The 12,109-nt window shown below is 62.2% G+C and carries 10 protein-coding genes; 5 read left to right on the forward strand and 5 right to left on the reverse strand.

The window, feature by feature from the left end:
* Positions 1-86 precede the first annotated feature (86 nt).
* From phnD to tssH, 5 genes are all read left to right on the forward strand, one after another.
* Positions 87-1,124, forward strand: coding sequence for a phosphate/phosphite/phosphonate ABC transporter substrate-binding protein (gene phnD / locus GSQ75_RS15555; RefSeq protein ID WP_158755747.1), 1,038 nt, complete (start codon positions 87-89; stop codon positions 1,122-1,124).
* 149 nt (positions 1,125-1,273) lie between these two features.
* Positions 1,274-3,151, forward strand: a complete 1,878-nt coding sequence (locus GSQ75_RS19335) for an MltA domain-containing protein (RefSeq protein WP_216840696.1) — start codon at positions 1,274-1,276, stop codon at positions 3,149-3,151.
* A 126-nt stretch (positions 3,152-3,277) separates the two neighbouring features.
* Positions 3,278-5,113: a type VI secretion system baseplate subunit TssF gene (tssF, locus tag GSQ75_RS15565; protein WP_158755748.1), complete on the forward strand. Its 1,836-nt coding sequence runs from the start codon at positions 3,278-3,280 to the stop codon at positions 5,111-5,113.
* A 27-nt stretch (positions 5,114-5,140) separates the two neighbouring features.
* Positions 5,141-6,277, forward strand: coding sequence for a type VI secretion system baseplate subunit TssG (tssG, locus tag GSQ75_RS15570; protein WP_158755749.1), 1,137 nt, complete (start codon positions 5,141-5,143; stop codon positions 6,275-6,277).
* Positions 6,278-6,448: 171 nt separating this feature from the next.
* Entirely contained in the window at positions 6,449-9,100 is a 2,652-nt protein-coding gene (tssH, locus tag GSQ75_RS15575) for a type VI secretion system ATPase TssH (RefSeq protein ID WP_158755750.1), read from the forward strand.
* Between the two features lie 18 nt (positions 9,101-9,118).
* On the opposite strand, the gene GSQ75_RS15580 is transcribed toward tssH, so the two are convergent.
* From GSQ75_RS15580 to GSQ75_RS15600, 5 genes are all read right to left on the reverse strand, one after another.
* Entirely contained in the window at positions 9,119-9,457 is a 339-nt protein-coding gene (locus GSQ75_RS15580) for a VOC family protein (RefSeq protein ID WP_158755751.1), read from the reverse strand.
* 17 nt (positions 9,458-9,474) lie between these two features.
* The gene (locus tag GSQ75_RS15585; RefSeq protein WP_158755752.1) at positions 9,475-9,861 is read right to left on the reverse strand and encodes a VOC family protein; all 387 of its coding nucleotides are present in this window, start codon (positions 9,859-9,861) and stop codon (positions 9,475-9,477) included.
* 623 nt (positions 9,862-10,484) lie between these two features.
* A complete protein-coding gene (locus GSQ75_RS15590; RefSeq protein ID WP_158755753.1) occupies positions 10,485-10,880 on the reverse strand; it encodes a cupin domain-containing protein in 396 nt (131 codons plus the stop codon).
* A gap of 62 nt (positions 10,881-10,942) precedes the next feature.
* The gene (locus GSQ75_RS15595; RefSeq protein WP_158755754.1) at positions 10,943-11,347 is read right to left on the reverse strand and encodes a YciI family protein; all 405 of its coding nucleotides are present in this window, start codon (positions 11,345-11,347) and stop codon (positions 10,943-10,945) included.
* A gap of 164 nt (positions 11,348-11,511) precedes the next feature.
* Positions 11,512-12,006: a DUF3592 domain-containing protein gene (locus tag GSQ75_RS15600; protein WP_158755755.1), complete on the reverse strand. Its 495-nt coding sequence runs from the start codon at positions 12,004-12,006 to the stop codon at positions 11,512-11,514.
* Positions 12,007-12,109 lie beyond the last annotated feature (103 nt).

Below are 12,109 nucleotides of genomic sequence, written 5' to 3' on the forward strand. Positions count from 1 at the left end.
GCCATGCTGTCATCGGCTGCAGGGGGAGTGGTTCCGTGCCGGGAAAACGCAGCACTGACAACCGACAGCCCCGCGGCTCCTGGGTCATGTTGTGGCGTGCCGCGTTGTTGGTGCCGCTGGCGCTGGGCTGCTTTTCATTGCATGCCGCAAATGCTTCTTCTGCAACCGAGTCGCCGGCGCCGCTGACGTTCGGCATCCTGCCGATCGGTGGCCCTTCCGAATCGCTGGAGGCCTGGCGGCCGATGCTGGACGACATGAGCAAGTCGTTGCAGCGGCCCGTCCATAGCATCTCGGTGAGCACCTATGAAGGCCTTGCCCAAGCCATGTCCGAGGAACGCGTGGACGTCGCCTTCGTCTCCGGCGTGCTGGCACTGGATGCGGTCAGTCGCGACCGCATGCAGGTGATCGCCCAGCTCGTTGGTGGCAATGGCTCGCACGGCTACTACTCCGTCCTGCTGGTACAGAAGGACTCGCCGATCCATACGCTGGATGACTTGTATCGCCAGCCCGGCCACTGGCGCTTCGCGCGTGGCGAAGCACTGTCGACCTCCGGCTACCTGGTGCCCGAGACCCAGCTGTTCGCCAGCCACAAGATCGATTCGGACACGTTCTTCGCCAACGTGGTGGTGAACAACCACCAGAACAACGCGCTGGCGGTGGCCAACGGCGAAGTGGACGTGGCCACCAACAATACTGCCGACCTGGAGCGCTTCGCTCAGCACTTCCCCGAGCAGTACGCGCGCCTGCGCATCCTGTGGAAATCCACCCTGATTCCGCATGCCGTCATCATCGTGCGCAGCGACCTGTCGCCGCAGCTGCGTGCGTCGATTGCGAACTTCATCACCCACTACGCGAAGAGCGGCACGCATTTGACGGCGGAACTGGCCAAGCTGAAGCTGATCCACGATATCAGCGGCTTCATACCGGCCAACGACGCCACCCTCATACCCTTCGCCGATATCAACTACACGCTAGAGCGCCGCCGTACGCTCAGCGCGCAATGGGTCAATGACGCCGCGATGCAGACGCACCTGCAGAAGATCGAGAGCGATCACCAGAAGCTGGTGCAGCGACTCAAGACAAACCAGTCGATGGAACTTCCATATCGCGGCGACGGGCCCTGATCAGCGGCTCTCCTGCCGTTCGCGCCAGCCGATTGGGTCTACCGACGAGCGTCACCATTCCACCTCCGCCGCCATAGCGCCTCCGAGGTATGGCAACGTACGCCGCGTGCGCCAATCATGGTCGACATCCTCATGCATGGGAGTCCGCCATGACATCACGCCCTGCTGCGTCACTCCGTTCGCTCGCCCGCTTCACGCTGGGCCTGTTGATTGCAGGCAGCGCTTCACTAATGGCGCAAACCCAGCCGCGACCAGCCGTCAGCACGGCGGCCAGCGCCAACCCGGCTGTTGCCACCAGCGCTGATGTGCTGGGTCAGCCTTTCGTGACGAAATACGCCCGCTTCCAGCCGGTGCCGTTCAACACGCTGCCCGGCTGGAACACGGATGCACTGCGCGAAAGCCTCGATGTATTCAGCCGCAGCTGCAAGGTGTTGTCGCGCAAGAGTGCCTGGAGTGAAGCCTGTTCCGATCTCAGTGCGACCGATGCAAGTAGCGACGACGCTGCGCGGCATTTCTTCGAAATGCATTTTCAGGTCTACCAGGTGATGAATCCGGACGCCACCGCGGACGGCCGCATCACCGGCTATTACGAGCCGAAGCTGGAAGGCCACAGCACACGCACCGCGCAATTCCGTTTTCCGGTGTATGGCGCGCCGCGTGACCTATACGAGCTCGACGCGCGCTCGCTGAGCGGGGCCAGCCACCAGTGGTTCCGCATCAAGGACGGTCGCCTGCTGGCCGCCGCGCCGGACACCGCCGATGCGCACGAATACGAGTTGGCACTCGACAACGACATGCCCGGCCTGGCCGACAAACGCTATCGCGTGCGCCTTGACGGCAATCGCATCGTGCCGTACTTCAACCGCCAGCAGATCGAGTCGCAAAGCATCGACGCGCCGGTACTGGCCTGGGTGGACGACGCCTATGCGCTGTACTCGATGCAGGTGCAGGGTTCGGGCAAGATCAAGCTGGAAGACGGGCGGATTGTGCGCGTGGCCTATGCCGAACAGAACGGCCAGCCGTTCCTGCCGAATGCCTCGGCCAGCGATACCGCACTGGCCACCAGCGCGATCAAGACCCGTGGCCTGCGGCTCGGTGCCGCCAGCGCCGCGGATACCGCAGCCAATGCGCCGAACGAGGATGTCGCCTCGATCATCGCGCAACTCAATCACGGTGGTGGCGCGCCGGCCGCAACGGCCGCGGCAGCGCCTGCAACGCACACCGAAATACACAACGATCCACCGGCCGACAGCAATGGCGCCAGTTCAGGCAATGCGCAGGTGCAGGCGATCATCGCCCAGCTCCAACACGGCAGCAGCAGCGGCAATGCATCCGCCAGCACGCCGACACCCATGCCGGCAACCGCGCCAGCGGTGGCGCCGAAGGCTCACGATCCGCAGGTGCAAGCCATGATCGCGCAGCTACTCGGCAAGGCGCCGCCACCCGCGGCTGCCGGCTCCTACAGCAGCGACAGCACGCACAACGGCAGCGGGATCAGTGGCAGTGACGCCGCGCGGCTGGCGGCCGATCCGCATCACACTGGCGCGGCAAAACACCTCGCCGCCAGCAGCGGCGGTGCCGGCAGTGTCAGCGGCATCGGCGATCCAAGCTACGTATTTTTCCGGGTGATTCCCGACGGCCCGCAAGGCCCGCTCGGCGCGCTCGGCGTGCCACTTACCGCCGGCCGTTCACTGGCCGTCGATCCACGCACCACTCCACTAGGTGCGCCGGTCTTCGTCACTACCGCGGCGCCCGGCGGCGCCGGCAACCTCGATCGGCTGATGTTCGCACAGGACACCGGTGGCGCGATCCGTGGCAGCGTGCGCGGCGATTTCTTCTGGGGTTTCGGTGACGACGCCGGCAGCATGGCCGCGTCGATGAATGCGAATGGCCGCATGTGGTTGTTGTTGCCCAAGGGCCTCACGCTGGGCGCGCTGAATCCGAAAGTGCGCACGCGTGGCCTGGATAGTGCCGCCACCGCGCCGGACTGCGTCATCCCGGATGACCAGAGCTGCGTCGAGAACTGAGCCGTGATCCAGCGTTGTGCGATCACGACGCCATAGGTTCTACACCCTTCGTGGAATAGAGCGCGCCGGCCAGCTGACCGAGACTCTGCGGACCGCGGCGCGACTGCCGCGACGACGGCCGTGGCCATGCTTGACGAACTGCTGCCCTACTACGAAAACGAGCTGACCAGCCTGCGCTCGCTGTCGAAGGAGTTCGCCGCACGCTATCCCAAGATCGCCGCGCGGCTCTCGCTGGAAGGCGATGTCTGCGAAGACCCGCATGTGGAACGCTTGATCGAGTCATTCGCCTTCATCGCCTCGCGCATCCACAAGAAACTGGACGACGATTTCCCGCAGATCACCGAAGCACTGCTGTCAGTGCTGTATCCGCATTACCTGCGCCCGGTGCCATCGATGTCGATCGCGCAGCTGTCGCCCGCAGCAGGTGCGGAACTGACCGGGATGCAGCAGATACCAATCGGCACCCAGCTGCTGACGCGGGCGATCCAAGGCATGCCGGTGCGCTATCGCACCGCGTATCCGGTCGATGTCTGGCCGCTGCAGGTGACCGATGCCGCCTTCGAATCGGTCGAGCGCTCGGCCTTCGCGGTGCGCAGCGCCGACGTGGCTGCCAGCGTGCGGATCCGCCTCGAGGTGGTCGGCAAGACCACCTTCGCCGCATTGGACCCGCACCAGCTGCGCTTCTATCTCGATGGCGAGAGCCCGCTGGTGCACGCGCTGCTTGAGCTGCTGCTCAACAGCGTGGAATCGGTCAGCGTGGTGGCGCCCGATGGCCAGCCGCAGGTGCCCCCGCAACGGCTGCCGGATGACTGCATCCAGGCGGTCGGCTTCCAGCTCGACGAAGGCCTGCTCGACTACGACTCGCGCAGCTTCCTCGGCTACCGTCTGCTGCAGGAATACTTCACGCTACCGGAAAAATTCCTGTTCATCGATATCGGCGGACTCGACCTGAAGCGCTTCAGTACCGCGGTGGAACTGCGCATTGCACTACGCTCGTTCGGACGACCGGAACGCACCGCACGGATGGAACAGACCGTCGGGCGCGATACCTTCCGGCTGCACTGCACGCCGATCGTCAACCTGTTCACCCAGCAGGCCGAGCCGATCCGCGTCAGCCAGGAACTGAGCCAGTACCAGGTGATTCCCGACGTGCGTCGGCCGCTGGGGCTGGAGGTGTATTCGATCGACCGCGTGCAGCGGCTGGTGCGCAGCGGCGAGTCCAGCAGCGGCAGCGAGTTCCTGCCGTTCTTTTCGACCAAACACGGTCTGGGTGGCGACGACAGCGGCTGCTACTGGTACGCACAACGACTGCCATCAGCGCGGCCCAACGACGATGGCACCGAAGTAGCCATCGCGCTGGTGGATCGGCAGATGGACCCGCGGGTGCCGGCAGTGGAAACCCTTTCGCTCGCATTGACCTGCACCAACCGCGACCTGCCCTCGCAGCTGCCGTTCGGCGGCGAGGAAAGCGTGCTGCAGGTGGAGGACGGCGGCGTGATCGCCCGTGCGCGACTGCTGAAAAAGCCCACGCCGACCTGGCGTGCGCCAATGCGCATGGCCAACCAGTGGCGCTTGATCTCGCACTTGTCACTGAACCACCTGTCGATCATCGATGGCGGTCGCGACGCGCTGCTGGAAATCCTCAGCCTGTACAACTTTGCCGAGTCGGCGACGCTGCGCAAACAGATCGCCGGCATCGTCGGGGTCAGCAGCCAACCGTCGCTTAGCCGGGTCGGCAAGGCACCACGGCAATCGTTCGTACGCGGCACCGATATCGAGCTGACCTTTGACGAAGAACACTACGTAGGCTCCGGCGCCTACCTGCTGGCGCGCGTACTCGAACTGTTCTTCGGCCTGTACTGCACCGCCAACTCCTACACCCGGCTCACCGCGCGCAGCGTGCAGCGCGAGGAACCGCTGGCCACCTTCGCGCCGCGCGCCGGCGCACAGGCGCTGATTTGATGAGCATGACCTGATGGACACGCGCTGATGGACGAGCTGAGCAATCCCATGCAAGCCGAGGCATCAACACCACTGCCGCTGCTGGCCGGTGCCTTGACCGTACCGGGCCTGCTGCCGCATGCGCCGCTGGATGCGCTGCTGGCCGAGCCGGAACGCTACGGCTTCTTCCAGGCCGTGCGGCTGCTCTATCGCGCCCACGGCATGCCGATGCGCGCTGGCGTGTCGTCTGCCCACGATACGCTGCGCTTCACCGTGCCGCCCTCGCTGAACTTCCCACCGTGCGAGCTGCAGTCGCTGGATCGCGCCACGCAGGACGACAGCGAGTCGCCGCGTTACACGATGAGTGTGAATTTCCTCGGCCTCACCGGCCCTTCCGGTGTGCTGCCGCGGCATTACACCGAATGGCTGATGGCACAACAAAAGGCGCGCGATCCGGCATCGCGTGATTTCCTGGACATCTTCAACCATCGCCTGCTCAGCCTGTTCTGGCGCGCGTGGGCAAAGCACCGCACCGAACTCAGCCAGGAACTCGCCGGCGAAAAGGGTGGCGGTGGCAGTGGCGTGTTGCGCCACATCTACGATCTGATCGGACTGGGCACACCGGCCCTGCACGCTTTGGTGGAGCCACGTGCAAAGGGCGGCAGCACGAAAACGAAACTGCCAGCCGCCGCACTGGGCTATTACAGCGGCCTCGTGGCGCAACACCCGCACGGCGTCGGTGCGTTGGCACAGGTGATCGGTGACGTCGTCGATGCGCCGGTAGAAGTGATTGGCTGCCACGGTACTTGGCAACGCATTCCGCCACGCGATCGCACACGCCTCGGCAAAACCAACCAGCGCTTCGGCGATGGCTGCGTGCTGGGTTCGCGTTTCTGGGACCGGCAGACCACGGTGCGCGTGCGCATCGGACCGATGCGCCTGCGCGGCTTCGATGCCCTGCTGCCGCAACGTGAATTGCTTGGCGCCGTAGTCGAACTGTTGCGCTTTCTTACTGGCCTCGCGCTCGACCTGGAGATCCAGCTTGTCCTCCAGGCCGAAGCCGTGCCGCGCGCGCGCTTGGGCGGCGCGCGCGCGGCACGACTGGGCTGGAACAGCTGGTTGGCCGGCCGTCGCAGCGAGCGGCCGGCGGACGAGTGCCACTTCGTGTTTACGGGATTGACGTGATTTTAAACCCATCGCCCTTTGGGAGAAGGGTCGGGGTGAGAGTCCGGAGCTTGCGCAAAACTTCAGCAACACGCGTCGCCCGAACCCTCATCCGTCCCCGGATCGAGTCCGGGGCAGGCACTACGCACACCTTCCCCCAAAGGGAGAAGGAAATAACTGAGGAGAGCAGTCATGGCAGTCAACTTGCGCGCGCTGGTAGCGCGGCTCAACACCACTTGCCGCGGTGCGATGGAAGGCGCCGCCGGGCTCTGCCTGTCGCGCACGCATTACGACGTGGAAATCGAGCACGTGCTGCTGAAACTGCTCGAGGTCGACAACAGCGATATCCGCCGCATCCTGCGCCAGTTCGACGTCCCGCCGGAACGGCTGGAGAAGGAACTCGGCCAGATCCTCGCCAGCTTCAAGACCGGCAACACGCGCACACCGGCACTCTCCAGCCACATCCCCGACCTGCTGGAACAGGCGTGGACCTACGCTTCGATCGAGTTCGGCGAGACGCGCATCCGCAGCGGTCACCTGCTGGTGGCGCTGGTCGCGGTGCCCGAACTGCGTCGGCTGGTAGCGGCGAAGTCGCTGCAGGACATCAACGTCGAAACGCTGCAGAAAAATTTCCACGCGCTGGTCGAAGCCTCGGTGGAGGCACGCGAGGCACGCAGCTTCCAGGAAGGCGACGGCGCGCCGACAAGTTCGGCCAGCGGTGGTGATGCCGGTGTCGGCAGCAAGCCTAGCGCCACGCCGAACCTGGACAAGTACTGCAGCAACCTCACCGCACGTGCTCGCGAAGGCAAACTCGACACCGTGCTCGGCCGCGACGAGGAAATCCGCCAGATGGTGGACATCCTCACCCGCCGCCGCCAGAACAGCCCGATTCTCACCGGCGAACCCGGCGTCGGCAAAACCGCTGTGGTCGAAGGCCTCGCGGCACGCATCGCGGCCGGCGATGTGCCGCCGATTTTGAAGAACGTCGAGCTGCTCTCGCTCGACCTTGGCATGCTGCAGGCCGGCGCCAGCGTGAAGGGCGAATTCGAGGCGCGGCTCAAGGGCGTGATCGACGAAGTGAAGTCGAGCGCCAAGCCGATCATCATGTTCATCGATGAGGCGCATACGCTGATCGGCGCCGGTGGCGCGGCGGGCCAGAACGATGCTGCCAACCTGCTCAAGCCTGCACTGGCGCGCGGTGAGCTGCGCACCATTGCCGCCACCACCTGGGGCGAATACAAGAAATATTTTGAGAAGGATGCCGCGCTCACCCGTCGCTTCCAGGTGGTGAAAGTGGATGAGCCGGACGAGGCCCGCGCGGTGAGCATGCTGCGCGGCGTGGCGAAGGCGATGGCCAAGCATCACCAGGTACGCGTGCTGGACGAGGCAGTGACCGAGGCGGTCAAGCTATCCGCGCGCTACATCGTCGGCCGCCAGCTGCCGGACAAGGCAGTCAGTGTGCTGGATACCGCATGTGCGCGCATCGGCATCGGCCTCAACTCGATTCCTGCACCAGTCGAGGACAGTCGCAAGCGGCTGGAAATCCTCGCCACCGAACGCGAGCAGCTGGCGAAGGAAGCAGCCGGCGGCAGCGATCACAGCAAGCGACTCGCCGAGATCGATAACGAAACAGCCGAACTGCAGACCACACTCATCGCACTGGAAGCACGCTGGAAGGAAGAGCTCGACCTGGTCGGCCAGATCCACGGCAAGCTCGATACGGCCGAAGCACTCGCCGCCGATGCGCCCGAGCGCGCCGGCCTGGTCGAGGAACTGAATGCGTTGCGCACCAAGCTCAAGGCGCTGCAGGGACACGTGCCTATGGTCAACGCGCTGGTCGACGCGAATACCGCCGCACAGATCATCGCCGCGTGGACCGGCATCCCGCTCGGCAAGATGGTCGCCGACGAAATCCAAACCGTCCTCAAATTGCGCGAGCAGCTGGAGGAACGCGTGATCGGCCAGAGCCACGCACTCGATGCGATCGCCCAGCGCGTGCGCACCTCGCGCGCGAACCTGGAAGATCCGAACAAGCCCAAGGGCGTGTTCCTGCTGGTCGGTACCTCCGGCGTGGGCAAGACCGAGACTGCGATCGCGCTGGCCGAAATCCTCTACGGTGGCGAGCGCAACATGATCACCATCAACATGAGCGAATACCAGGAGGCGCACACCGTCTCCAGCCTCAAGGGCTCACCGCCCGGCTACGTCGGTTATGGCGAAGGCGGCGTGCTCACCGAAGCCGTACGCCGGCGACCCTACTCGGTGGTACTGCTGGACGAAATCGAGAAGGCCCATCCGGACGTGCTGGAACTGTTCTTCCAGGTGTTCGACAAGGGCGTGATGGAAGACGGCGAAGGCCGCGAGATCGACTTCAAGAACACCATCATCATCCTCACCTCCAACGCCGGCACCGACCTGATCATGGAAGCCTGCGCCGGCGATGGTGAAGTGCCCACCGTCGAAGCGCTCAACGACATCCTGCGTAGCGAACTGCAGGATCACTTCAAGCCGGCCTTCATCGGCCGCACTACCGTAATCCCGTTCTACCCGCTGCGCGACGTCAGCATGAAGAAGATCGTGCGACTGAAACTCAACAAGATCGTCAAGCGCATCGCCGCCAACCACGGCGCCCGTTTCAGCTACGACGAACACCTAGTCGACACCATCGCCGCACGCTGCACCGAAGTGGATTCCGGCGCCCGCAACATCGACAACATCCTTAGCGGCAGCTTGCTCCCTGAAGTTGCCGGCGAAGTGCTCGAACGCATGAGCCGTAGCGAGCCGGTGCAGGAGATCAACGCCAGCGTGGGCGAGGATGGACGATTTGCGTATGCGTTGTCGTGACTCGATACGGCGCCTGCTTCAGTTTGCGAAAGGCGCCTTGCCGAGGTTGAAAACGACGCCATAGGGGTCGCGCAGGTAGCAACGCGGAATGGCTGCGTTCTCCTCGAGGACGACACAACCTGCCGCGACCAGTCGGTGCTTTTCGGCTCGAACATCGGAGACCAGGAAATCAAAAACGGGACCATGGTCCTTGCCCTTCTCCACGTACAGACAGAAGGAACCCGTCTCGAAGCCCATCAGCGTTTCGCTGCTGGACGTGACCGGTAGACCGAGTACCGTTCCATAGAACGTCACAGCGTCAGCCCATGCATCGGTGCGGATGATGACGTCACGTGACGAATGAATTGCATATGCCATCGTGATCTCCCGGGTTGTCAGGTGCCGTTCAGCGCTATCTCGCTCATCAGCGCCAGCTGGTTGCCGTCAGGATCAGTGAACTCCGCAAGCCATAACTCCGATTGAGGCGTGCGGTGCACCAGGTGCGGCTCGGCCTTGAACGCGACGCCTTTGTCCTTCAGCGTAGAAAACACCGCGTGGATATCGGGCACCTGAAAATATATGGCGGAGCCTCGTTGCGCCTCCTGGCCTGAAGGCATGACGCCCACCAGGAGCCGGACACCACCGCAATTGAAGAAGGCCATTTGCGGAGGTGCCGCGAAGAGAAATGGAATGCCCAGCGTGTCCCGGTAGAAAGCTACTCCCTTGTCAAAGTCCCCGACGGGGACGAGGAGCTGAGCAACCTTGGCGTCTGCGAGATTCATTTGCCCCACCTGATGTAAGTTGTTGTAGCGCCAGATGCCTGAGTTAACCCGCTGCCGGCCGGGAACGGTTGTATGAGATCGACTCGACGGCCGTGCCTTGAACGAATTGCAAGGGCGCTTAGTCGTCAAACTGGTAGAATGAATAGCCGCCCGGCTTACGCCCAAAGATGCCAGTGAAACGTCCGATTGGAAAAGACTTCTCTACGGCCAGCAAAGGAACGTACCCGCGGTTAGCAGCTGCATAAGTGCCACCCGCTTGCCACTCTGAAAGCACGAGCTCTTTGGCGAGAAGCTGTGCGTGGCCGAGATTCGATGACGGCACCTTTTCCACTTAGTGACGTAGAGCGGTCAAACGCGAAAAAATTGAAGTACGAAAAAATGATTGCCGAGGCTGCCACCACAAGCAACTCAATGACGTTTGACAGACTCTGGGCCCCAACACCTAGAGCTGCCGGAGCTACCCATAGGGTCATGCTAACGAAAGATAACGCCAGCAACCAAGAAGTTTGTGGGCGTGTGCGACGGAGCCAGAGCCTGCCAGGGAGAATCAGCAGCGTGGCAAGAAGAGAAACCACTACAAGCATAACGATCATGTGGTTCCTTTGAGAGGCCTAACACCTGAGTTAAGTGGCGGTTCCGACAAACACTGTCTGTGCGCCATTCTTTTCCCATGTGAGGTTGACTGTACGCCCGATGGCTCGTGTTCGATGCACTGTACCTGCTGGAATGACAACGCTTTGCCATTCGGTAAGTTCTAATCGATCACCACCCGCAAGATCGATTTGTAGTGTTCCTGCAACCACCAAGAATAGCTCGTCTGAATCTGGATGCTGGTGCCAGCGATACTCGCCCTCGAATACTGCTAACCGCATGCAGTCGGTGTTGATGTCGACCAGAACGTGGTTGCTATACGACTCGGCTATCGCGGCTTGTTCCGCGCGAACGTCGACGACGGTCAATGCAGCGTAGCGCGCTGTCTGCGCTGAATACTCTTGTGCGGAAGGAAACTGAGATTTCATGCGAATACTCTAGTCGTATGCAGGCTAGTTCTGCGGCCGCACGCAATGACTTTCGCTGCGAGTCATTCTCTATCGCCGGAATTCTCAGGCATTTCATTGCTCAACTTATATGCACTGGCTCGTTCCCTTTCAATGGGTCGAACCTCGTATGTCAAACCGCAGGCCAGGCAAGGATTCTGCGCGGCAAGTGCCGCAGCTTCGGCGAGGCTGCCAGCCAGGAAGAACCAGTAGCCACCCACAACCTCCTTGGCTTCGGCAAAGGGGCCGTCAATCACGCCGCGCCCTGAGACAATTTTCGCCTCTCTCGCGAGCCGCTGTCCCGCTTTCAACATCCCTTCGCTGACGAGTCGATCGTGCCAGATGTAGAAGTCGTCAATAGCCTCCTGTATTTCTTCGGGCGATCTGTCTTTGTCCCACTGCCCGCGGGAGATGACGAGGTACTCCGATAGCGAGGTCGTGTCGGTCATGGATTCTCCCGATGATGCCACTCGTTCGTCTTCAAGGTTCTTGGGGCCCAACGCTGGAGTTAAGCGGCGCCGGATGCGTCCGCCTTGAACCAGTTGTTAGGCCGATTGAAACGATCTGCGAAAATGAAGTCTTTGACATAGGTGGAACCTAGCTGATTCCGTGCTTATGCATGGACTCCAAAGCGCGCCAAGATCATCATAACCCCAAGGCCAAGAAGCACAGCACTGACAACTAGACCCAACCAATAACGCCACTGCCACTGCATTCCCACCCCTATCATGCTTCGCATTGGGTCCTCGGGGGATACATATACTTTGATCGTCTTCTGGGTGGCATAGTGGTCGGCTGTGCGTTGAGCTGAGCTAAAACTCGAAAAAATGCGCCCATCAGACCCGGATTTATCGCTGCTGTAAGTTCGGTTGCCGAGCCGATAGCTGTAACGAATGACCACGCGAAAGATGACTCGTTTACTACCGTTTGCGCCGGCATAGTCGTAATCCTCCGATACACCAGCAGATTCGATCGCGCCATCGACGCTAGCCCATTTGGAGGCGGCGATGGCACTACGAATCTCGACGAGATTCGTCTTTGCACTGACGAAGCCTATAACCATTAAAACTATGCCGGCTACGATGAGAAAGGTTTGACTGTCGTGCATGCTGTTGCCTGACGCTTGAGTTAAGCGGCGGCGAAGCCGGAGAGTTCCTACGCAAAAGTGGACACCGGATGGTTAGCCGCATTGTGCCTCGAACTCGATGGGA

Source organism: Dyella sp. S184, from assembly GCF_009766065.1.
In the GTDB taxonomy this organism is placed as follows: domain Bacteria; phylum Pseudomonadota; class Gammaproteobacteria; order Xanthomonadales; family Rhodanobacteraceae; genus Rhodanobacter.